Annotated in this window: 15 protein-coding genes; 7 read left to right on the forward strand and 8 right to left on the reverse strand. The window is 63.0% G+C overall.

The genetic code is table 11. The features are described 5' to 3' along the window. The 4 genes from gltB to HP546_RS03690 form a co-directional block, all read left to right on the forward strand. Positions 1-2,401 (forward strand): glutamate synthase large subunit (gltB, locus tag HP546_RS03675; RefSeq protein ID WP_172219752.1); only part of this gene is annotated, 2,401 nt, incomplete at its 5' end. A gap of 122 nt (positions 2,402-2,523) precedes the next feature. Continuing rightward, positions 2,524-3,942, forward strand: coding sequence for an FAD-dependent oxidoreductase (locus HP546_RS03680; RefSeq protein ID WP_172219755.1), 1,419 nt, complete (start codon positions 2,524-2,526; stop codon positions 3,940-3,942). Positions 3,943-4,172: 230 nt separating this feature from the next. Next, complete coding sequence (gene hemE / locus HP546_RS03685; RefSeq protein WP_172219758.1) at positions 4,173-5,237, forward strand: uroporphyrinogen decarboxylase; 1,065 nt, start codon at positions 4,173-4,175, stop codon at positions 5,235-5,237. Positions 5,238-5,353: 116 nt separating this feature from the next. Beyond that, positions 5,354-5,701, forward strand: a complete 348-nt coding sequence (locus HP546_RS03690) for a YgiW/YdeI family stress tolerance OB fold protein (protein ID WP_172219761.1) — start codon at positions 5,354-5,356, stop codon at positions 5,699-5,701. Positions 5,702-5,815: 114 nt separating this feature from the next. Here the strand turns inward: HP546_RS03690 and HP546_RS03695 are convergent, their stop codons facing one another. Next, positions 5,816-7,003 (reverse strand): MFS transporter, encoded by a 1,188-nt coding sequence (locus tag HP546_RS03695; RefSeq protein ID WP_256678421.1) that lies wholly within the window; start codon positions 7,001-7,003, stop codon positions 5,816-5,818. A 165-nt stretch (positions 7,004-7,168) separates the two neighbouring features. On the opposite strand from HP546_RS03695, the gene HP546_RS03700 reads away from it, so the two are divergent. Then, positions 7,169-8,068, forward strand: coding sequence for a LysR family transcriptional regulator (locus tag HP546_RS03700; RefSeq protein WP_172219767.1), 900 nt, complete (start codon positions 7,169-7,171; stop codon positions 8,066-8,068). Between the two features lie 76 nt (positions 8,069-8,144). Continuing rightward, positions 8,145-8,918 (forward strand): ParA family protein, encoded by a 774-nt coding sequence (locus HP546_RS03705; RefSeq protein WP_172219770.1) that lies wholly within the window; start codon positions 8,145-8,147, stop codon positions 8,916-8,918. Here the strand turns inward: HP546_RS03705 and trxC are convergent. The 7 genes from trxC to betI all read right to left on the reverse strand — a co-directional run bounded on the left by trxC (position 8,915) and on the right by betI (position 20,381). Next, complete coding sequence (gene trxC / locus HP546_RS03710; protein ID WP_172219773.1) at positions 8,915-9,349, reverse strand: thioredoxin TrxC; 435 nt, start codon at positions 9,347-9,349, stop codon at positions 8,915-8,917. The two genes, HP546_RS03705 and trxC, sit on opposite strands and share 4 nt — an antisense overlap. Positions 9,350-9,478: 129 nt before the next feature. Further along, positions 9,479-10,939, reverse strand: a complete 1,461-nt coding sequence (selO, locus tag HP546_RS03715) for a protein adenylyltransferase SelO (protein ID WP_172219776.1) — start codon at positions 10,937-10,939, stop codon at positions 9,479-9,481. A gap of 166 nt (positions 10,940-11,105) precedes the next feature. Next, on the reverse strand, positions 11,106-14,414 hold the full coding sequence (gene mscK, locus HP546_RS03720; protein WP_172219778.1) for a mechanosensitive channel MscK: 3,309 nt from the start codon (positions 14,412-14,414) through the stop codon (positions 11,106-11,108). A 35-nt stretch (positions 14,415-14,449) separates the two neighbouring features. Continuing rightward, entirely contained in the window at positions 14,450-16,192 is a 1,743-nt protein-coding gene (locus tag HP546_RS03725) for a potassium/proton antiporter (protein ID WP_172219781.1), read from the reverse strand. A gap of 245 nt (positions 16,193-16,437) precedes the next feature. Then, complete coding sequence (betA, locus tag HP546_RS03730) at positions 16,438-18,135, reverse strand: choline dehydrogenase (protein WP_172219795.1); 1,698 nt, start codon at positions 18,133-18,135, stop codon at positions 16,438-16,440. Between the two features lie 77 nt (positions 18,136-18,212). Continuing rightward, positions 18,213-19,685, reverse strand: a complete 1,473-nt coding sequence (betB, locus tag HP546_RS03735) for a betaine-aldehyde dehydrogenase (protein ID WP_172219798.1) — start codon at positions 19,683-19,685, stop codon at positions 18,213-18,215. Between the two features lie 39 nt (positions 19,686-19,724). After that, positions 19,725-20,381, reverse strand: coding sequence for a transcriptional regulator BetI (gene betI / locus HP546_RS03740; RefSeq protein WP_172219801.1), 657 nt, complete (start codon positions 20,379-20,381; stop codon positions 19,725-19,727). Between the two features lie 476 nt (positions 20,382-20,857). Here betI and HP546_RS03745 point away from each other — a divergent pair, with 476 nt between their 5' ends. Continuing rightward, positions 20,858-22,861, forward strand: a complete 2,004-nt coding sequence (locus HP546_RS03745) for a BCCT family transporter (RefSeq protein WP_218584433.1) — start codon at positions 20,858-20,860, stop codon at positions 22,859-22,861. The last annotated feature ends 114 nt before the right edge of the window (positions 22,862-22,975 follow it).

A 22,975-nucleotide genomic window follows, 5' to 3' on the forward strand; every position in this document is an offset into this window, starting at 1 on the left:
CGACCTGATCCGCACCGGCGAAGTGCTGGGCGATCTGGACGAAGTCTTCAAGTACTACCGCAAGGGTATCTCCAAGGGCCTGCTGAAGATCCTGTCGAAGATGGGCATCTCCACCATCGCCTCGTACCGTGGTGCGCAGCTGTTCGAAGCCATTGGCCTGGCCGAAGAAGTGGTTGGCCTGAGCTTCAAGGGTGTATCCAGCCGCATCAAGGGTGCACGCTTTGAAGACCTGGAAAGCGACCAGAAGCTGCTGGCTGCCGAAGCCTGGAGCGCGCGCAAGCCGATCCAGCAAGGTGGCCTGCTGAAGTTTGTTCACGGTGGCGAGTACCACGCCTACAACCCGGACGTGGTGAATACCCTGCAAGCCGCCGTGCAACAGGGCGACTACGCCAAGTTCAAGGAATACACCACGCTGGTCGACCAGCGCCCGGTGTCGATGATCCGCGACCTGCTGAAGGTGAAAGTTGCCGACCAGCCGCTGCCGCTGGAGCAGATCGAGCCGCTGGACGCCATCCTCAAGCGCTTCGACTCCGCCGGTATCTCGCTGGGTGCACTGTCGCCAGAAGCCCACGAAGCCCTGGCCGAGGCGATGAACCGCCTGGGCGCGCGCTCCAACTCCGGCGAGGGCGGTGAAGACCCGTCGCGCTACGGCACCATTCGCAGCTCGAAGATCAAGCAGGTGGCCACCGGCCGCTTTGGCGTGACCCCGGAATACCTGGTCAACGCCGAGGTGCTGCAGATCAAGGTTGCCCAAGGCGCCAAGCCCGGTGAGGGCGGCCAGCTGCCAGGCGGCAAGGTCAACGGCCTGATCGCCAAGCTGCGCTATGCGGTACCGGGCGTGACCCTGATTTCGCCACCGCCGCACCACGACATCTACTCGATCGAAGACCTGGCCCAGCTGATCTACGACCTCAAGCAGGTCAACCCGCAGGCCCTGGTTTCGGTCAAGCTGGTGGCAGAAGCCGGCGTCGGCACCATCGCCGCTGGCGTCGCCAAGGCCTATGCCGACCTGATCACCATTTCCGGTTACGATGGTGGTACCGGCGCGTCGCCGCTGACCTCGATCAAGTACGCCGGCGCCCCGTGGGAGCTGGGCCTGGCTGAAACCCACCAGACCCTGCGTGGCAACGACCTGCGCGGCAAGGTACGGGTACAGACCGACGGCGGCCTGAAAACCGGCCTGGACGTGATCAAGGCAGCCATCCTCGGCGCCGAAAGCTTTGGCTTTGGCACCGCGCCGATGATCGCCCTGGGCTGCAAGTACCTGCGCATCTGCCACCTGAACAACTGCGCCACCGGTGTAGCCACGCAGAACGACAAACTGCGCAAGGACCACTACATCGGCACCGTCGACATGGTGATCAACTTCTTCACCTTCGTCGCCGAAGAAACCCGTGAGTGGCTGGCCAAGCTGGGCGTACGCAGCCTTGGCGAGCTGATCGGCCGTACCGACCTGCTCGACGTGCTGCCAGGCGACACCGAGCGCCAGCAATACCTGGACCTGACCCCGCTGCTGGGCAGCTCGCACATTCCGGCGGACAAGCCGCAGTTCTGCGAAGTCGACAGGAACCCGCCTTTCGACAAGGGTGAACTGGCCGAGAAAATGGTGGAAATGGCCATGCCGGCCATTCGCGACCAGGCCGGTGGCGAGTTCAGCCTCGATATCTGCAACTGCGACCGCTCCATTGGCGCCCGTATCTCTGGTGAAATCGCCAAGCTGTACGGCAACCAGGGCATGGCCGCCAACCCGATCACCTTCCGCTTCAAAGGCACTGCAGGGCAGAGCTTCGGCGTGTGGAACGCCGGTGGCCTTAACCTGCTGCTGGAAGGCGACGCCAATGACTACGTTGGCAAAGGCATGACCGGTGGCAAGCTCACCATCGTGCCGCCAGCCGGTAGCCCGTTCGCAACCCAGCACAGCGCCATCGTCGGCAACACCTGCCTGTACGGTGCCACTGGCGGCAAGCTGTTCGCCGCCGGTACTGCGGGCGAGCGTTTTGCTGTGCGTAACTCCGGCGCCCACGCTGTTGTCGAGGGTACTGGCGATCACTGCTGTGAATACATGACCGGCGGCTTTGTCTGCGTCCTGGGCAAGACCGGTTACAACTTCGGTTCTGGCATGACTGGCGGCTTCGCCTACGTGCTCGACATGGACAACAGCTTCGTCGACAAGCTCAACCACGAGCTGGTGGAAATCCAGCGTATCAGTGGTGAAGCGATGGAAGCCTACCGTAGCCACCTGGCGCGGGTCCTTGGCGAGTATGTGGAAGAAACCGGCAGCGAGTGGGGGCGCGAGCTCTCGGAGAACCTGGACGACTACGTGCGGCGCTTCTGGCTGGTCAAGCCGAAGGCGGCCAACCTGAAGCAACTGCTGTCCAGCACCCGTGCCAACCCGCAGTAACAACAGCTGCAAGTGGCAAGCCCCGAACTGCACGTAGAAGCGCTCGAGGTTTGCCCGGCTTAAGTGATCGTCTTGCGGCTTGCAGCTTGTAGCTTGCAGCTGCTGTAAAGAGGTTTTGAAAAATGGCTGAACGTCTGAACAACGACTTCCAGTTCATCGAAGTGGGCCGCAAGGACCCGAAGAAAAAGCTGCTGCGCCAGCGCAAGAAGGAGTTCGTGGAAATCTACGAACCCTTCAAACCGGCGCAATCCGTGGAGCAGGCGCACCGCTGCCTGGGCTGCGGTAACCCTTACTGCGAGTGGAAGTGCCCGGTGCACAACTTCATCCCCAACTGGTTGAAGCTGGTTTCCGAAGGCAACATCCTGGCCGCGGCTGAGCTGTCGCACCAGACCAACACCCTGCCGGAAGTGTGCGGCCGGGTATGCCCGCAGGACCGGTTGTGCGAGGGTGCCTGCACCCTGAACGACGGCTTCGGCGCGGTGACCATCGGCTCGGTGGAGAAGTACATCACCGACACCGCCTTCGCCATGGGCTGGCGCCCGGACATGTCCAAGGTCAAGCCCACCGGCAAGCGCGTCGCCATCATCGGCGCAGGCCCGGCTGGGCTGGGTTGCGCCGACGTGCTGGTGCGTGCCGGGGTGACTCCGGTGGTGTTCGACAAGAACCCGGAAATCGGTGGCCTGCTGACCTTCGGCATCCCCGAGTTCAAGCTGGAAAAGACCGTGCTCAGCAACCGCCGCGAGGTGTTCACCGGCATGGGCATCGAGTTCCGCCTGAACGTCGAGGTGGGCAAGGACGTCAGCATGGAACAACTGCTGGCCGAATACGACGCGGTGTTTATGGGCATGGGTACTTACACCTACATGAAGGGCGGCTTCCCGGGCGAGGACCTGCCAGGCGTGCATGACGCGCTGGACTTCCTGATCGCCAACGTCAACCGCAACCTGGGCTTCGAGAAGTCGCCGGAAGACTTCGTCGACATGCAGGGCAAGAAGGTCGTGGTACTGGGCGGTGGCGACACTGCGATGGACTGCAACCGCACTTCGATTCGCCAGGGCGCGCAAGCGGTAACCTGTGCCTATCGCCGTGACGAGGCCAACATGCCAGGCTCGCGCAAAGAGGTGAAGAACGCCAAGGAAGAGGGCGTGAAGTTTCTTTACAACCGCCAGCCCATCGCCATTGTCGGCGAGGACAAGGTTGAAGGCGTGAAAGTGGTCGAGACCCGTCTGGGTGAGCCGGATGCCCGTGGCCGCCGCAGCCCCGAGCCGATCCCGGGTTCCGAGGAAATCCTGCCGGCCGATGCCGTGGTGATCGCCTTCGGCTTCCGCCCGAGCCCGGCACCGTGGTTCGAGCAGCATGGTATCCAGATGGACAGCCAGGGCCGAGTGGTGGCGCCGGAGCAGGGCAAGTTCAAGCACCAGACCAGCAACCCGAAAGTGTTTGCCGGTGGCGACATGGTGCGCGGTTCGGACCTGGTTGTGACGGCGATCTTCGAAGGGCGTACCGCTGCCGAAGGGATCCTGGACTACCTCGAAGTCTGATGCTGCCTGCACTGGCCTCATCGCCGGCAAGCCAGCTCCCACAAGAGCTGCGGCTACCCTGTGGGAGCTGGCTTGCCGGCGATAGGGCCATCGGTATCGTGCATCATTAAGTTTTTGTATACAAAATCTATTGATCCACGACATACCTATAAAGAAAAGGCACGGCAAACAGCCGTGCCTTTTCTTTGTGCGTCTGAGAAAATGCCCGCACTATTTTTCCGGATGCCGACATGACTGCCCTGAAGAACGATCGTTTCCTGCGTGCACTGCTCAAGCAACCCGTAGACGTCACCCCTGTGTGGATGATGCGCCAGGCCGGCCGCTACCTGCCGGAGTACCGCGCCAGCCGCGCCAAGGCCGGCGACTTCATGAGCCTGTGCATGAACCCGCAATTCGCCTGCGAGGTGACCATGCAGCCGCTGGACCGCTACCCGCTGGACGCGGCGATCCTGTTCTCGGACATCCTCACCATCCCTGACGCCATGGGCCTGGGCCTGTACTTCGAAACCGGCGAAGGCCCGCGTTTCAGGAAGGTCATCAGCACCCCGGCCGATATCGAAGCGCTGCAGGTCCCCGACCCGCAGAAAGACCTTGGCTACGTCATGGACGCGGTCAGCACCATCCGCCGCGAGCTCAATGGCCGCGTGCCGCTGATCGGTTTCTCCGGCAGCCCGTGGACCCTGGCCACCTACATGGTCGAAGGCGGCTCGTCGAAGGACTTCCGCAAGACCAAGGCGATGGCGTACGACAACCCGCAGGCCCTGCACCTGTTGCTGGACAAGCTGGCCCAGTCGGTTACCAGCTACCTCAACGGCCAGATCCTGGCCGGCGCCCAGGCCGTGCAGATCTTCGACACCTGGGGCGGCAACCTGTCGGCGGCGGCCTATCAGGAATTCTCGCTGGCCTACATGCGCAAGATCGTCAGCGGCCTGATCCGCGAGCACGAAGGGCGCAAGGTGCCGGTAATTCTGTTCACCAAGAATGGCGGCCTGTGGCTGGAAAGCATCGCCGACGCCGGTGCCGACGCGCTGGGCCTGGACTGGACCTGCGAAATCGGCGACGCCCGCCGCCGTGTGGGTGACAAAGTGGCACTGCAAGGCAACATGGACCCGACCGTGCTGTACGCCAAACCCGAGGCCATTCGCCAGGAAGTGGCGCGCATCCTGGCCAGCTATGGCCACGGCACCGGCCACGTGTTCAACCTGGGCCACGGCATCACCCCGGAAGTCGACCCGGAGCATGCCGGCGTGTTCATCAACGCCGTGCACGAGCTGTCGGCGCAGTACCATCAGTAAACTGATGGCTGAACACCGAAGCCCGGCCCTGTGCCGGGCTTTTTATTGCATTAAGTTTCAATTCAGCGATCGTCGTTAATCTGGGGCCATCGAAACCGAAACAGGACCCGATCCTCATGAAAGCTCGCTACCTTGCCTTGATCCTCGCCCCTCTGTTCAGCACTGCAGCATTGGCTGCGGCTTACACCGGCCCAGGTGCACAGTCGGTGACCACCGTTGCTGCCGCCAACGACGCCGCAGATGACACGCCGGTGGTGCTGCAGGGTTATGTGACCAAGAAGATCAACAACGATGACAAGTACGAGTTCAAGGACAACACCGGCGTCATCACCGTCGAAATCGACGATGAAGACCTTCCGGCTACTCCGTTCAACGACAAGACCAAGGTCAAGCTGACCGGTGAGGTGGAGAAGCACCTGATGAGCCGGGAAGTGGATGTGGATATCGTCGAGATCATCAACTGATCCGATGGCCCTATCGCCGGCAAGCCAGCTCCCACAACTACTTCACAGGCCATGAGCCTTGGGGCACCTGTGGGAGCTGGCTTGCCGGCGATGGGCTGCAAGGCAGCCCCATTCTCAGGCTGCTTTGGGCGGTAACTTGCTCAGGTGCAGCGCCACCAGCAACGCCACCGCCAGCAAGCTGCCAATGAACAACCCGATCCCGTTCCACCCCCACTGGTGCCAGAACACCCCGCCCGCCGTACCCGCCACACTCGACCCTGCGTAATAGCTGAACAGGTACAGCGACGAAGCCTGCCCCTTGGCCTTCAACGCTCGCCGCCCAATCCAGCTGCTGGCCACCGAATGCGCGCCAAAGAAGCCGAAGGTAAATACCAGCATGCCCACGATCACCATCGCCAGCGGGCTGGCCAGGGTCATCAGCAGGCCTGCGGCCATCACGACGATACTGGCCCAGAACACCTTGCGTCGGCCCAGTCTGTCAGCCAGCGCGCCGACTTGCGCCGAGCTGTAGATGCCCGACAAGTACACTATCGACAGCAAACCGACCAGCGCCTGGTTCATGTGGTAGGGCTCCGCCAGCAGGCGGTAGCCGATGTAGTTGAACAGGGTGACGAATGCGCCCATCAGCAGGAAGGCCTCAAGGAACAGCCAAGGCAGCCCGGCATCCTTGAAATGCACGACAAAACCGTCCAGCAGGCTGCGCGGGTGCAGTGCCTGTGGGCGGAAGTTGCGGGACTCTGGCAGCACCTTCCAGAACACCAGCGCCGCCATCAGGGCCAGGCCGCCGATGGTCAGCATCGCCGTGTGCCAGCTGACGAAGTCGATCAGCACGCCGGTGATAAGCCGCCCGCTCATGCCGCCGATGGCGTTGCCGCCGATGTACAGGCCCATGGCCAGGCCGATGTGCTGCGGGTGGATTTCTTCGCTCAGGTAAGTCATCGCCACTGCCGCCAGGCCGCTCAGCGACAGGCCCACCAGCGCGCGGGTGGCCAGCACCAGCTCCCAGCTTGGCATCACCGCGCTGGCCAAGGTGGAGAGGGCGGCGCAGACCAGGGCAAACACCATTACCGGCTTGCGCCCGATGCGGTCGGAGATGGGCCCGGTGATCAACAATCCGAACGCCAGCATGCCCGTGGACACCGACAGCACAAGGCTGCTCTGCGCCGCATTGATGGCAAATTCCCGAGAGAGCAGCGGCATCATCGGCTGTACGCAGTACAGCAGGGCGAAGGTGGCGAAGCCGCCGCTGAACAGCGCCAGCACGGTTTTCATGAAGGCGGGGGTGCCTTTTTCGATCCACATTTCGTTCAGGGGAGTGGGCTCTGGCTCGGCGGGAAGGGGGGCTACAGCAGTTTTCACGGGCGGGTACCTCTGGCGCGATGAAAAAAGCATATAGCTGGCTAATGATTAGATCCAATATATTGTTCGACCTATTTAAGACGTTTTTCGACCTGTTCGGAGCCGATCATGGAACTGCGCCATTTGCGTTACTTCATCGCTGTGGCTGAAGAGCTGCACTTCGGACGCGCCGCCCAGCAGCTGGGTATCTCACAGCCACCCCTCAGCCAGCAGATCCAGGCACTGGAGCAGGAACTGGGCGCACGGCTTTTCGAGCGTACCAATCGTCGGGTCGAGTTGAGCGAGGCCGGGCGGCTGTTTCTGGAGGAGGCTCGGCAAGTGCTGGCGCAGGTCGAGAAAGCGGCGGATGTAGCCCGTCGTGCGCAGTTGGGCGAGCTAGGCGAGATGAAGATAGGTTTTACTTCCTCGGCACCGTTCACCTCGAAGATTCCCAAAGCCATTCATGCCTTTCGCCAGCGCTTCCCCGCTGTGCACCTGAACCTCAAGGAGATGAGCAGCCGCGACGTTGCCGCAGGGGTGTTCGACGAGTCCATCGAGGTGGGGCTGATGCGGCCGATGCCGCTGCCGGCAGGCTTGCTGGCCACGGAGCTGTTCCGTGAGCCGCTGGTGGCGGTGATCAACGCTTCGCACCCGCTTGCCGAAGGCACTGAACATGGCCTGCACATGGCGGCGCTGGCCGATGAGCCGTTCGTGTTCTTCCCTCGCAGTTATGGCAGCGGCCTGCATGCGCAGTTGCTGAGCCTGGCGCGGCAGGCCGGCTTCAGCCCGCATTTTGCCCAGGAAGCTGGAGAGGCCATGACCATCATCGGCCTGGTGTCGGCGGGGCTTGGGGTTTCGGTGCTGCCGGCGTCGTTCCAGCGCATGCGCATTGAAGGCGTGGTGTACCGCACCTTGCTGGATGAAGGGGCGATGTCTGCGGTGTGGCTGGTGCAGCGTGAGCACGCAGGCTCGGCGATGGCCAAGGCATTTGCCGAGCTGCTTACCGGGCAGGCGGTCGGCCAGGGCTGACGCAGGCCAAATGGCACTGGCCATTGCCGCGGCCTCGCCACATACTCGGGCATTCGTCGAAACACGGAGGTCAATCATGCGGCGCGTGGTGTTCAATCAGAAAGGTGGCGTGGGCAAGTCGAGCATCGCCTGCAACCTGGCGGCGGTCAGTGCCAATGAAGGCTACCGGACACTGTTGATCGACCTGGATGCCCAGGCCAACTCGACCCAGTACCTGACCGGCCTCACCGGCGAGGATATCCCCATGGGGATTGCCGACTTCTTCAAGCAGAGCCTGTCCAGCGGGCCGTTCAGCAAGAAGAACAAGGTCGACATCTACGAAACCCCGTTCGACAACCTGCACGTGGTCACCGCCACGGCAGAGCTGGCCGACCTGCAGCCCAAGCTTGAGGCAAAACACAAGATCAACAAGCTGCGCAAGCTGCTCGACGAGCTGGACGAGGACTACGAGCGCATCTACATCGATACCCCGCCGGCGCTGAATTTCTACGCAGTTTCTGCGTTGATCGCAGCTGATCGTGTGCTGATCCCTTTCGACTGCGACAGTTTCTCGCGGCAGGCCCTTTACGGGTTGCTGGCCGAGATCGAAGACCTCAAGGAGGACCACAACGAATCACTGGTGGTCGAAGGCATCGTGGTCAACCAGTTCCAGTCCCGCGCCAGCCTGCCCCAGCAGATGCTCGACGAGCTGCTGGCCGAGGGCATGCCGGTACTACCGGTGTACCTCAGCAGTTCGGTGAAAATGCGCGAATCGCATCATGCCAGCCTGCCGCTGATTCACCTCGAGCCGCGGCACAAGCTGACCCAGCAGTTTGTCGAGTTGCATTCGCTGCTCGAAGAGAACGCCTAGACCCCTTGGCTGCGCAACCACGCCAGCAACGACTGGAGTGGAAACGCTCCGGCCTGGCGGCTCACTTCGCGACCGTTCTTGAACAGCAGCAGGCTGGGGATCGAGCGTATGCCCAGTTGCCCCGCCAGGTTGCGGTTTGCTTCGCTGTCGAGCTTGGCCAGGCGGCAGCGACCCGCCAGCTGCCGCGCAGCTTGTTCGAAGGTGGGGGCGAAGGATTTGCAGGGGCCGCACCAGTCGGCCCAGACGTCGACCAGCAGCGGCAGGTCGCCTTTGATCTGGCTGGCGTAGCTGGCCTCGGTCAGCTCGAAGGGCTGGGCCAGCAGCACATCCTGCTTGCAGCGGCCGCATTTGGGGGCGTCGCTCAAACGTTCGGCGGGCAGGCGGTTCAGACCGTTGCAGTGCGGGCAGGGGATTACCAGTGGGTCGGACATGTCTTCTCCTCGAGGTTTTTGGGGCCGCTGCGCAGCCCTTTCGCGACACAAGGCCGCTCCTACAAGGATTCGCGGCGTTCTGTAGGAGCGGCCTTGTGTCGCGAAAGGGTCGCGCAGCGGCCCCAGGATTTATGAAGAGCAGCTGATTTCCAGGTGCTTGCCCCACTCCGGCGGTCGCTCGGCGTAGGCCTGCATCCCCGGCTGCTCTTCAAACGGTTTGCTCAACACCTGATGCAGCCGCCGCACTTCGCTGTAATCCCCCGCCTCAGCCGCTTCGATGGCTTTCTGCGCCAGGTAGTTGCGCAGCACGTACAGCGGGTTTACTGCGTGCATCCGTTCACGCCGCCCCTCGGCATTGCCCGCTTCGCGCTCGCAGCGGGCCAGGTAGTCGGCGCCCCAGGCATCGAAAGCTGCCAGGTCGATGAAGTCGTCACGCACCACCTTCAGCGCTTCGGCCGCCGGTTGTTCGCCCAGCTTGCGGAAGAACAGGCTGTAGTCCACGCCCCCACGCTGCATGCACTGCAGCAAGCGTTCGACCAGCGCCATGTCGTCGTCCTCGGCCGTGGTCAGGCCAAGGCGCCGGCGCATCAGGTCCAGGTAATGAGCCTGGTACAGCGGCAAGAACAACCCCAGCGCTTCCTTCAGTGGCTCCACCTCGATCACCGTGGTCAGCGCCTGGGCCAGCGCGCTGAGGTTCCAGTGGGCAATCGGCACCTGGTTGGCATAGCTGTAGCGGCCACGGTCGTCGGAGTGGTTGCAGATGAAATTGGCGTCGAAGTCGTCGAGGAAAGCGTAAGGGCCGAAATCGAAGGTAATGCCGAGGATCGACATGTTGTCCGTATTCATCACCCCGTGGCAGAACCCATAGGCCTGCCAGCGGGCGATCAGCTCGGCGTTGCGCTCGACGATGGTGCGGAACATGGCCAGGTATGGCTGCTCGGCACCGCGGCATTCGGGGTAGTGATGCTCCAGCACGTGATCGATCAGCAGCCGTTGCTGTTCAGGCTGCTTGGTGTAATAGAAGTATTCGAAGTGGCCAAAGCGCACATGGCTCTGCGCCAGGCGCGTGAGCATGGCGGCACTTTCGCGGGCTTCGCGCCACACCGCCGTGCTGGAGCCGATCACGCACAGTGCCCGGCTGGTGGCGATACCAAGGGCGTGCAGGGCTTCGGAACCGAGGAATTCGCGAATGGATGAGCGCAGCACGGCGCGGCCGTCGCCCATGCGCGAATACGGCGTCTGCCCGGCGCCCTTGAGGTGCAGGTCCCAGTGTTGGCCCTGGTCGTTCAGCACTTCGGCCAGCAGCAGGCCACGGCCATCGCCCAGGCGCGGGTTGTAGGAGCCGAACTGATGGCCGGAATACACCATTGCGCGTGGGTCGGCCTGTTCCCACAGCTTGTGGCCGCTGAACAGCTCGGCGAACACCGGCAGTTCGGCCTGGGCGGGGTCGAGGTCAAGCAGGGCCATGGCCGACTCGCTCGCAACCACCAGGCGCGGGTCCGCGATGGGTTCGGGCAGGACCTGGGTGGAGAACGCGTCGCCCAGGCGGGCGAAGCGGTTGTCGAAGGTGAGTTGGTCGAGGGCTTTCACGGGCTGCTCCTGGAGATCGATGCCTAGGGGGCCGCTTTGCGGCCCATCGCCGGCAAGCCAGCTCCCACAGAGAATACACAGGGGGTCGGTGTGGGAGCTGGCTTGCCGGCGATCGAGGGCGAAGCCCTCGCAGGCATTTTGGGCGTTCATGCCCTATGGAGTCCACTCACACAGGTTGAGTGCCATCCGGTTTCGGCTGTTCCATGGGAATCAGCTGCTGCTTGCCACCTTTCGGGTCCATCAGGAACACCTCCACCTGGCGCACCGAGATCTTGATGTCGTGCGCCTTGAACTCACGGCTGATATAGCGGTTGAGTTCGTCCAGGGTCGGGTTGCGGTCGCCCAGGTCACGCACATGCATGCGCAGCTCATGGTCCAGCGAGCTCTCGCCGAAATTGAGGAAGTACACGATCGGCTCCGGGTCCTTGAGCACCCGTGGGTTCTCATGCGCGCCCTTGAGCAGCAGGTCGCGCACCAGGTCGAGGTCGGAGCCGTAGTCGATGCCCAGCTTCAGCGTCACCCGGGTGACCGTGTCGGTCAGCGACCAGTTGATCAGCTGGCCGGTGATGAAGGTCTTGTTGGGGACGATGATGTCCTTGCGGTCGAAGTCGGTGATGGTGGTGGCGCGAATGCGGATCTTGCTCACCGTGCCGGACAGGTTGCCGATGGTGATGGTGTCGCCAATGCGCACCGGGCGCTCGAACAGGATCATGATGCCGGAGATGAAGTTGGCGAAGATTTCCTGCATGCCGAAGCCCAGGCCTACCGACAGTGCGGCCACCAGCCATTGCAGCTTGTCCCAGCTCACCCCGAGGGTCGACAGGGTACTGACGATACCGATGCCGACGATGGTGTACGACAACAGCGTGGTGGTGGCGTAGGCGCTGCCCTGGGCAAGGTTCAGTCGCGACAGCACCAGTACCTCCAGCAGGCCCGGCAAGTTGCCGGCCAGGGCAAAGGTGATGCCGACGATGACCAGCGCGCCCAGCAGGTCGCCGAGGCTGATCGGCACCATGCTGGCGGCGGCGCCGGTACCGCTGGTGTATTCGTACAGGACGAAGTTGTTGAGGTAGGCGAACACCGAGATCAGGTCGGACCACACCCAGTACAGCCCGGCGATGAAGCCGCCGAGCAGGGCCAGGCGGATCAGGCGCAGCGACTGTTGGTTGACCTGCTCGATGTCCAGGGTCGGCTCTTCGGTGATGACTTCGCCGTCCAGCCCTTCCTTGGCAGCTGCGCGCTTGCTCAGGGCGCGCTGATAGGCCAGGCGCCGCGCCGCCACAGAGAGGCCGCGCACGAATGCGGCTTCGATCACCAGCCAGAACATCAGCAGGTACAGGGTGTAGATCAGGCGGTCGGTAAGCTTCAGCGCGGTGTAGTAGTAGCCGAAGCACACCGCCACGAACAGGGCGATGGGCAACGCGGTGAACGCCACCCCTACAGCCCTGCGGAACAGCGAGGCATCACGGTGCGCCGGGCTGCTGAGCAACAGCCGGCTCAGCAGCCAGGCCATCAGTGCATAGCAGGTCAGCACCACGCCGATGCCCAGTACGTCGTCGGCCAGCGCCGAAGGCTGGTGCTCGGCCACCGCCACCACACCGACCAGGGCCAGCACCACGGTGCCCAGGCGGCGCACCCAGCCGCGCAGGAACTCGACCTGCGGCTTGTGCCAGCGGAAGTGGATTTCGGCCACGCCGCCGGGGGCGAGGATGCGGTAGGCGGTATAGAACACCAGCCAGGCCTGGGCCAGCTGCCAGAGTGCGGCGCCCAGGTTGGCGTTCTGCCCGCGGGCGTCGATCTGCAGGGCGTAGCTGCACAGGGCCAGGCCCAGGCTGACCGGCATCGCCAGCAGGATGTTGATGAGGATGGCCTGAGGTGTATGCCACTGGCTGTCGCGGCGGAAGTGGCCGATATCCTGGTGCACCTTGCTCAGGCGCTGATACAGGTACTTGCGCCGCCACAGCAGGCCGCCGATAACCAGCAGCAACGGCAGGAACAGCAACGGCCGCTGGCTCAGGCCATCGGCCAGCTCCTTGATACCCGAGCCCCACGGCAGGTCGGCCACCTGCTTGGCGAAGCGCTCCGGCACGTATTTCAACCAGTCCCAGTCCAGCGGCTTGTTGCTGGGGATCCAGAACATCTGTTCATCGAGCGTGGTACGCAGGCCCTGCGCCGTACCCAGCAGCTGCTTCTGGTTAAGCTGCAGGGTGATCGATTCATTGAGCAGCGCCGACAGTTCGCGGTTCAACCGTTCGAGCAGGTCGCTGCGGGTGATGGCGACTTCCAGCAGCGCCTTGCGCAGTGCCGGGGTGACATCTTCCTGGGGCTGGTTGGCCAGCAGCTTGTCGACGTAGGTGACCGGGCTGCTCATCTGTTCGCGCTGCTGGTTGATCTCGAACTGGTACAGGCGGATATCGGCGATCTGGTCGGCCAGGTCGCGATCGACTTTCAGGTGCGGCAGGGTCTGCTTCTGCTTGTAGAGGATCTTGGACAGCAGCAGGCTGCCCTTGAGCACGTTGATCTGCTCGTCCAGCGCCTGGTCCGCCTGGGTCAGGCTGTCCAGCTGCTGTTTGGTATGCAGGTTCTGCTGGGTCAGTTCGTTGAGGCGGTCGGTGCTTTTGAGCAGGTAGTCGGAAAGCTTGAGGTTGGCCGCGCTTTCGCTGGCCAGCAGGCTGCTGCCACCGGCTTTCTGGGCCTCGATCGACTGCTGGGTAACCGCTTCCTGCGACTGGGCCAGGCGCTTGTCGTTGATCAGGGTCTGCAGGTCCTGAATCTCCTGCTCCAGGCGCGCGGCGCGCTCGATCAGCAGGTCGTGCCGGGCGTTGCCGAGGTCTTGCAGCAGGCTGTTGCCGGCCAGCTCCTGACGGCGCAGCAGGGTCAGTGCGTTGAGCGAGGCCAGTTCGGCATTGAGCTGGTTGCGCTGGTCGGCATTGATGGATTTGCCGCCGTCCTTGCCGGCTTTGAGGATGTTGTTGATCTGCTGGGTGCGGGTCTGGCTGCTGCTGATCTCGGCTTGCGCGCGCTCGGGGCGGGTTTGCGAGTTGATGATCAGGCTGTTGGCTTCGGACAGCGCTTTTTGCAGCTCACCCTGCAGGGTGTTGCGCTCGCTGAGCAGCTGCTCGAGCTGCGGCACGGTAAGGTTGGCGTAGCGCTGGGTAACGGGCTGCGGCTTGCTTTCCTTGAGCTTGGCGAGCTCTTTCTGGCTGTCGCTGGTTTCCTTGGGGGCACCTGCAAGTTGCTGCTTCAGTGCAGCCAGTTTTTTCTCGTTGTCCTCCTTGCTGGCCAGCAGGCTCAATGTTTGTTCGAGCACCTGCTGCAGCGCCTTCTGGTCGGCTTCGGGCAGCTTGCGGTCGGCGATCTTGTCGAGGCTGTGCTGGATGCTGGCGGTGGTCGGGGCTTCAGCCGCAGTGGCGGCAAAGGAAAGAGACAGGCACAGCCCGAGCAGGGCTGTGCGGAGGTACACGCGCAGGGACATAGGCAGGCTACTTGTGGATCCGGCAGAAACGAAGTTTAGAGGAACAATCCTGGTCCGGGTCGCGTTCCTTCGGGGAATCTGACGCCTACTTTCTGGATCTTGTTCCCGTCCATGGTCGCCACGGTCCAGATCGTGCCATGCCAATCGACCTGGTCACCTACTACTGGAGCGCCTCCGACCTTCTGTCGGATGAACTGCGCCAGCGGCATTTTCGCGTCCAGGCCGTCGAGTTTCAGGCCGTACAACGCTGCCACCGCACCCAGTTCGGCATCGCCTTCGAGCACGAAATCGCCGAAGAAACGCAGGTCCAGGCCACGCTGTGGCGCCTGGCTGAACAGTTTGCCCAGGGCTGGCAGGTTGTGCTCGTGGCCGATCACGCAGAGCATGTCGCCCACTTCCAGCACGGTACTGCCCGAAGGGTGCAACAGTTGCTCGCCACGAAACAGCGCGGCGATGCGCGTGCCTTCGGGCATCTTCAGTTCGCGCAGGGCGGCGCCGATGCACCACTTTTCCGCGCCCAGGCGGTAGACGAACATTTCCCATTCGCTGGTGATGTGCACTTCCAGCGCGGAACGGGAGATCGGCGCCGGGTCTGGCGGTACCGTCACTTTCAACAGCTTGGCCATCCACGGCAGGCTGGTGCCCTGCACCAACAGCGACACCAGCACGATGAAGAAGGCCAGGTTGAAGAACAGCTGGGCGTCCGGCAGGCCGGCCATCAACGGGAACACCGCGAGGATGATCGGTACTGCGCCGCGCAGGCCAACCCAGGAAATGAAGCCTTTCTCACGGCCGTGGAAGGCCTTGAATGGCAGCAGCGCGGCGACCACCGACAGCGGCCGGGCGACCAGGATCATCCACAGGGCCAGGCCAAGCGCCGGCAGGGCGATGGGCAGCAGGTCGTGGGGCGTGACCAGCAGGCCCAGCACCAGGAACATGCCGATCTGGGCCAGCCAGGCCATGCCGTCGAGCATGTGCAAAATCCCGTGGCGGCTGCGGATCGGCTTGTTGCCCAGCACCAGGCCGCACAGGTACACGGCAAGGAAGCCGCTGCCGTGCAGGGCGTTGGTCAGCGAGAACACCACCAGGCCGCCGGCCACCACCAGAATGGGGTAAAGGCCGCCTGCCAGGTTGATGCGGTTGACCATTTGCAGCATCAACCAGCCACCCCCCAGGCCCAGCAGGCCACCGATACCGAACTCGCGCAGCAGGTGGCCCAGCAGGCCCCAGTGCAAGCCGGTCTGGCCGCTGGCGATCATGTCGATCAGGGTCACGGTAAGGAACACTGCCATCGGGTCGTTGCTGCCCGACTCGATCTCCAGGGTGGCAGTAACCCGCTCGTTCAGGCCCTTGCCGCCGAGCAGCGAAAACACAGCTGCGGCGTCGGTAGAGCCGACGATGGCGCCGATCAGCAGGCCCTGGATCAGGCTCAGGTTGAACAGCCAGGCCGCGACCAGGCCGGTGAGGGCCGTGGTGATCATCACGCCGACAGTGGCCAGCGACAGTGCCGGCCACAGCGCTACGCGAAAACTTGCCACCCGTGTGCGCAGGCCGCCGTCCAGCAGGATCACCGCCAGCGCCAGGTTGCCCACCAGGTAGGCGGTCGGGTAGTTGTTGAAGATGATGCCGCCACCGTCCACGCCGGCGACCATACCGACCGCGAGGATGATGACCAGGATAGGGATGCCCAGGCGCGACGACAGCGAACTGACCAGGATACTTGCGCCCACCAGCAATGCGCCGATCAGGAACAGGCTGTTGATGGTGCTTGCATCCAAAGGCAGGTACTCCGGGACAACGGGGAAAGGAACTCGATAGCATCTCGCTAGCAGGTCGCGTGCCAATCGATTCTAACCTGATGAATTGGCAGCATGTAAAGCGTTTCTGCAGATGTGCAAAAGGCACCGCGGAGGGTGCCTTTTGATGTGTCGCCTATGCGGGCCCTTTCGCGGGTGAACCCGCTCCCACAGGGTGGTGCTACTCATGTGGGAGCGGGTTCACCCGCGAAAGGGCCGGTGCAGGATCACGCCTGCTTCACTTCTCGCATCGGCTTGCCCTTCACCGGCGCGCCCTCAGCCTTGTAGTACTTGGCAGTGCTGCGCGGCAGCGGCTTGCGGTTGCGGATCTTGTCCGAGATTTTCTCGGCGATCATGATCGTGGTGGCGTTGAGGTTACCGGTGATGATGATCGGCATGATCGACGCATCGACCACACGCAGGCCCTTCATGCCGTGCACACGGCCTTCGCCATCGACCACCGCCATGTCGTCGGTGCCCATCTTGCACGAGCAGGACGGGTGGAACGCGGTTTCGGCGTGCTCGCGGATGAACTTGTCGAGCTGCTCATCGGTTTGCACATCCGGGCCCGGGCTGATCTCGCGGCCGCGGTACGGGTCCAGCGCCGGCTGGGCCATGATTTCACGGGTCAGGCGGATGCCGTCACGGAATTCCTGCCAGTCCTGCTCGGTAGCCATGTAGTTGAACAGGATGCTCGGGTGCTGGCGCGGGTCCTTCGACTTGGCCTGGATACGGCCGCGGCTTGGCGAACGCATCGAGCCCATGTGCGCCTGGAAGCCGTGCTCCTTGACGCCGTTGGAGCCGTTGTAATTGATCGCGACCGGCAGGAAATGGTACTGGATGTTCGGCCATTCGAATTCAGGCCGGGTGCGGATGAAACCACCGGCCTCGAACTGGTTGCTGGCGCCGATGCCGGTACCTTTGAACATCCACTCGGCACCGATGGCCGGCTGGTTCCACCACAGCAGCGACGGGTACAGCGACACCGGCTGGGTGCAGGCGTACTGCAGGTACAGCTCAAGGTGGTCCTGCAGGTTTTCGCCGACGCCCGGCAGGTCGTGGACCACGGGGATGTCGAGGCTTTCCAGCAGGGCGCGCGGGCCGACACCGGAGCGCTGCAGCAGCTGCGGCGACGCGATGGCGCCGGAGCTGACGATCACTTCCTTGCGGGCGCGGGCTTCAACACGTTCTTCGCTGTCGCCGACCAGGTAGGTCACGCCAATGGCGCGCTTGCCGTCGAACAGAACGCGGTCGCTGAGGGCGTGGGTGACGATGGTCAGGTTAGGGCGCTTCTTGGCCTGGTCCAGGTAGCCGCGGGCGGTGCTGGAACGGCGGCCGTTCTTGGTCACCGAACGGTCCATCGGGCCGAAACCTTCCTGCTGATAGCCGTTGAGGTCTTCGGTGCGCGGGTAACCGGCCTGTACACCGGCCTCGACCATGGCGTGGAACAGCGGGTTGTTGCCAGCTTTTGGCGTGGCGACGCTGACCGGGCCTTCGCCACCGTGGTACTCGTTCGGGCCGATATCGCGCGTTTCAGCTTTTCGGAAATAGGGCAGGCAGTCGAGGTAGGTCCAGTCCTCGAGACCTGGCAGTTCTGCCCAGCCGTCGAAGTCCATGGCGTTGCCGCGGATGTAGCACATGCCGTTGATCAGCGACGAACCACCCAGGCCCTTGCCGCGGCCACATTCCATGCGGCGGCCGTCCATGTACGGCTCCGGGTCGGTCTCGTAGGCCCAGTTGTAGCGGCGCCCCTGCAGCGGGAAGGCCAGGGCGGCCGGCATCTGGGTGCGGAAATCGAAGCGGTAGTCGGGGCCACCGGCTTCCAGCAACAGCACGGTGACGCCGGCGTCTTCGGTCAGGCGGGTTGCCAGGGTGTTACCGGCCGAGCCGGCACCGACGATGATGTAATCGAATTCTTGGGACATGAAAGTACCCTCGTGTTGGCGGTGATCAGGGAGCGGAAACGCCCGTGCACAGCGGCACGGGCGTGGCTAGACAAGGTTTAGAAAACCGAGTTGTAGCCGCCCAGCTCGACCTGGACCGACTTGATGCGAGTGTATTGAGCCAGCGAGCTGACGCCGTTCTCACGGCCGACGCCCGACTGCTTGTAGCCACCTACCGGCATTTCCGCCGGCGATTCACCCCAGGCGTTGATCCAGCAGATGCCGGCTTCCAGCTTGTGGATGATGCGGTGGGCGCGGGTGATGTCGTTGGTGCAGACACCGGCGGCCAGGCCGTACTCGGTATCGTTGGCGCGACGGATCACTTCTTCTTCGGTTTCGTAGGAGAGAATGCTCATCACCGGGCCGAAGATCTCTTCCTTGACGATGGTCATGTCGTCGGTGCAGTCGGTGAACACGGTCGGCGCGACGAAGGCGCCCTTGGCGAACTCACCTTCGGTCAGACGCTCGCCGCCGCACAGCACGCGGGCACCTTCTTCTTTACCCTTGGCGATGTAGCCCAGCACGCTTTCCATGTGCTGGAAGCTGACCAGCGGGCCGAAGTTGGTGTTCTCGTCTTCCGGGTTGCCGACACGGATGCGGGCAACGCGCTCGGCGATCTTGGCCTCGAAGGCTGCCTTCATTTCAGCCGGGATGAACACGCGGGTGCCGTTGGTGCACACCTGGCCCGAGCTGTAGAAGTTGGCCATCATGGCGATGTCGGCGGCCTTGTCCAGGTCGGCGTCGGCGCAGATGATCAGTGGCGACTTGCCGCCCAGTTCCATGGTGACTTCCTTGAGCGACGAGCTCGAGGCGCTGGCCATGACCTTCTTGCCGGTGGTGGTGCCGCCGGTGAAGGAAACCTTTTCGATGCGCGGGTGCTCGGTCAGCAAGGTGCCGACTTCACGGCCGCTGCCGGTGAGAACGTTGAACACGCCGTTCGGCAGGCCGGCTTCGGTGTAGATCTCGGCCAGTTTCAGGGTAGTCAGCGAGGTGACTTCCGACGGCTTGAAGATCATTGCGTTGCCGGCGGCCAGGGCCGGGGCGGATTTCCACAGGGCGATCTGGATCGGGTAGTTCCAGGCACCGATACCGGCAGTCACGCCCAGCGGCTCGCGGCGGGTGTAGACAAAGGACGATTCGCGCAGCGGGATCTGCTCGCCTTCGATGGCCGGTACCAGGCCAGCGTAGTACTCCAGCACGTCGGCGCCGGTGACGATGTCGACGTAGCGGGTTTCCGAGTACGACTTGCCGGTGTCCAGGGTTTCCAGCATGGCCAGTTCGTCGTTGCGCTCGCGCAGGATGTCGACGGCGCGGCGCAGGATGCGCGAACGCTGCATGGCGGTCATCGCAGCCCAGACCTTCTGGCCACGTTCGGCGCTTTCGACGGCTTTCTCGACGTCAGCCTCGGTGGCACGTTGCACGTGGGCGAGGACTTCGCCGGTCGCCGGGTTGATGGCTTCGAAGGTGGCATCGCTGCCAGCGTCGACGTAAGCGCCATCAATGTAGAGTTTTTGCGTTCCGAAACGGGCCATAGTGTCCTCGCAAGTGCAGTGTGTGGTTTGGCTTGCGCGTCACGCTCCTGCCGAGTTGGCAAGGGCCGTGCGTGCTTGATCAGCAGCCTGGTCATGGGTGCCCAGGGTGTGCTGTTTAGCCAGTTGTAGATCCATGTATTCGTAAGCAATCCGTATCGCCTGGTCGGTGTCGAATGCATCACCCGACAGGGCACCACGCAGCCACAGGCCATCAATGAGAGCCGCCAGGCCGCGGGCAGCCTTGCGCGCATGGTAAAGCGGCAGGGCGCGGCGGAACTGGCAGCACAGGTTGGAATACAAGCGGTGGTCGTTGATCCGCTGCAACCTGTGCAAATCGGGCTGGTGCATGCTGGAAGCCCAGAAGGCCAACCAGGTTTTCATCGCCGGGCCGTTCACCTGGCTGGCATCGAAGTTGCCCTCGATGATCACTTTCAGGTGGGCACGCGGGCTGTCGTCCGTCAGGGCCAGGCGGCGTGCCCGCACCCCTTCGTTGAGCATGCTCATGATGTAACCCATCGTCGCTGCGATCAGGCCGTTCTTGTCCCGAAAGTAGTGACTGATGATGCCGTTCGACACACCGGCCAAACGGGCAATCAGCGCAATGCTGGCGTCCCCCAGTCCGACCTGATCGACCGCCTGCAACGTGGCTTCGATCAACTGCTGGCGGCGGATGGGTTGCATACCGACCTTGGGCATCTTGCTATCTCCTCAGGCCTGCGAGCAGACGACGGGCGGCTGACTCGGCGAAGACCAGTCTATTTTGTTTTGATTGAACGTTCAATCAATAAAGAATAAGCTCTGCGACAATTTGTGCCATTGACACTCTTTCGAGCGGTCATCAGGGCACGGATTGACACCCCAGGAAATCGCGTAACCCCCGGAATACAAGGCGTTGACGGGCATGAGCGATGCGAAATGCAGATTCTGCCGTACGGTCTTGCGCCCTGCGACAGGCCCTTGGAGCGGGCGCGGTGATCTGTGACGAATGCGCGCACCCAAGCGGCGGCGTGGCATTTTTCAACGGGCCACCTGTCTGTTTTTTGCAACGTATCGATTCGGGATCGCGGTTTCCAGGGTGCTTTTATAACACCTGACGCAGTGGGGATATTCCACCAATTGCTCGGGAAAGACTGATTAGCCTCCACAGCCGTACTGCCCGGAGCATTCGTGCAATGAGTTCTGCCTCCCTTACCAAACCCCCCGCCGAGAGGGTACGGGTCAACCGCGTGGTGTTCTTCACCTCGGCGCTGATGATCCTCGTTCTGACTGCCTTGCTGATCGCTGTACCCGAAACCGCCGGCCAGGTGCTGGGCGTGGCCCAGAAGTGGCTGACGCGCACCTTTGGCTGGTACTACATGCTGGTCATCTGCGGCTACCTGGTGTTCGTCGTCTACCTGGCGTTTTCCGACTATGGCAGCCTCAAGCTGGGCGGCAAGGACGACCAGCCCGACTTCAGCTACGGCGCCTGGGCCGGCATGCTTTTCTCTTCGGGTATCGGTATCTCGCTGCTGTACTTTGGCGCCTCCGAGCCGCTGGACCACTATTTCAACCCGCCCGAAGGCACGCCTGCCAGCCTCGAGGCCGCGCGCCAGGGGCTGCAGCTGACCTTCCTGCACTGGGGCCTGCATGGCTGGGCGATCTACGCCCTGGTCGGCCTGGCCGTGGGTTACTTTGCCTACCGCCACAACCAGCCGTTGGCCTTGCGTTCGGCGCTTTACCCGCTGGTGGGGGAGCGTTGGGTCAAGGGCGCCGCCGGCAACGCGGTGGATATCTTCGGCATGTTCGTGACCTTGCTGGGATTGGTGACCAACCTGGGCATCGGCTCGATGCAGGTGTCCTCGGGCCTGGAATACCTGTTCGGCATGGACCACAGCAAGACCAACTTGCTGATGGTGATCCTGGTCATGGCCGGTGTGGCTACCGTGGCTGCGGTCTCGGGTGTGGAAAACGGCATCCGCCGCCTGTCCAACCTGAACATCATGCTATTCAGCGGTTTGCTGATCTTCGTCCTGCTGGGTGGCGAGACCCTGCACCTGCTCAATGGCCTGGTGCAGAACGTGGGGGATTACCTCAACGGCATCGTCCTGAAGACCTTCGACCTGTACGTGTATGAAGGGTCGGGCGACAAGTCCGAGCGCTGGCTGGGCCTGTGGACCGTGTTCTACTGGGCCTGGTGGATTTCCTGGGGCCCGTTTGTCGGCATGTTCATTGCCCGTATCTCCAAAGGCCGCACCGTGCGCCAGCTGGTAATGGGTGTGCTGCTGATCCCGCTGGGCTTCACCTTGGCCTGGCTGTCGATCTTCGGCAACACCGCGCTGGACCTGGTGATCAACCAGGGTGCTGTCGAGCTGGGCAAGACCGCGCTGGAGCAGCCGTCGATGTCGATCTACCAGCTGCTGGAATACTTCCCCGCGGCGAAGATCGTGATTGGTGTGGCAGTGTTCGTCGGCTTCGTGCTGTTCCTCACCCCGGCCGACTCGGGCGCGGTGATGATGGCCAACCTTTCGTGCAAGGGCGGCAAGGTCGACGAAGACGCCCCGCACTGGATGGTGGTGTTCTGGTCGGTCATCATCACCCTGGTCACCATTGGCCTGCTGTTCGCCGGCAACTTCGAAGCCATGCAGACCATGGTGGTGCTGGCCGGCTTGCCGTTCTCGGTGGTGCTGGTGCTGTTTATGTTCGGCCTGTACAAGGCCATGAAGCAGGACGTGGTCGTCGAGCAGGAGCGCGCCGAACTGGCCGCCCGTGGCCGTCGCGGCTTCAGCGAGCGCCTGGGCCAGCTGGAATTGCAGCCGACCCAGGCCGTGGTCCAGCGGTTCATGGACAAGCAGGTCAGCCCGGCGCTGAAAGAAGCCGCTGCGCAACTGCAGACCCTGGGCTTCGACGTGGAAACCCGGGTTGGCCAGTCGCGCAACATGATGGGCCTGCGGGTGATGATGGAAGAGGGCAACCCGTTCGTCTATGAAGTGAGCCTGGACGGCTACATGGCTGCGCCGAGCGAAGCGCCGGTCGAAGGCGAGCCGGAAGTGCGCCAGCGCTTCTACCGTGCCGAGGTGTACCTGCACGACGGCAGCCAGGAATACGACCTGATGGGCTTTGCGCCGGAGCAGATCGTACGCGATGTGCTGGACCAGTTCGAAAGCCACCGGCAGTTGCTGGGGCGTGTGTACAGCTGATACACAAACTGTAGCGCCCAAGGCCTTGCTCGAGAGAGCAAGGCCTTTTTCATGTCTGAGCTTTATGTAGCGCGGGCACCGTGATTGCTTGCAGCAGCCTACCGGCTTTGCCAT

This window comes from Pseudomonas sp. CM25 (assembly GCF_013179705.1).
In the GTDB taxonomy this organism is placed as follows: Bacteria; Pseudomonadota; Gammaproteobacteria; order Pseudomonadales; family Pseudomonadaceae; genus Aquipseudomonas.

Bases quoted from the DNA above. Each gene is read 5' to 3' on its own strand.
- HP546_RS03695 (WP_256678421.1), bottom strand. From the start codon at position 7,003: ATGTGGATCGAAAAAGGCACCCCCGCCTTCATGAAAACCGTGCTGGCG.
- hemE (WP_172219758.1), top strand. From the start codon at position 4,173: ATGACTGCCCTGAAGAACGATCGTTTCCTGCGTGCACTGCTCAAGCAA.
- HP546_RS03690 (WP_172219761.1), top strand. From the start codon at position 5,354: ATGAAAGCTCGCTACCTTGCCTTGATCCTCGCCCCTCTGTTCAGCACT.
- trxC (WP_172219773.1), bottom strand. From the start codon at position 9,349: ATGTCCGACCCACTGGTAATCCCCTGCCCGCACTGCAACGGTCTGAAC.
- HP546_RS03700 (WP_172219767.1), top strand. From the start codon at position 7,169: ATGGAACTGCGCCATTTGCGTTACTTCATCGCTGTGGCTGAAGAGCTG.
- betA (WP_172219795.1), bottom strand. From the start codon at position 18,135: ATGTCCCAAGAATTCGATTACATCATCGTCGGTGCCGGCTCGGCCGGT.
- HP546_RS03745 (WP_218584433.1), top strand. From the start codon at position 20,858: ATGAGTTCTGCCTCCCTTACCAAACCCCCCGCCGAGAGGGTACGGGTC.
- HP546_RS03680 (WP_172219755.1), top strand. From the start codon at position 2,524: ATGGCTGAACGTCTGAACAACGACTTCCAGTTCATCGAAGTGGGCCGC.
- mscK (WP_172219778.1), bottom strand. From the start codon at position 14,414: ATGTCCCTGCGCGTGTACCTCCGCACAGCCCTGCTCGGGCTGTGCCTG.
- HP546_RS03705 (WP_172219770.1), top strand. From the start codon at position 8,145: ATGCGGCGCGTGGTGTTCAATCAGAAAGGTGGCGTGGGCAAGTCGAGC.
- betB (WP_172219798.1), bottom strand. From the start codon at position 19,685: ATGGCCCGTTTCGGAACGCAAAAACTCTACATTGATGGCGCTTACGTC.
- betI (WP_172219801.1), bottom strand. From the start codon at position 20,381: ATGCCCAAGGTCGGTATGCAACCCATCCGCCGCCAGCAGTTGATCGAA.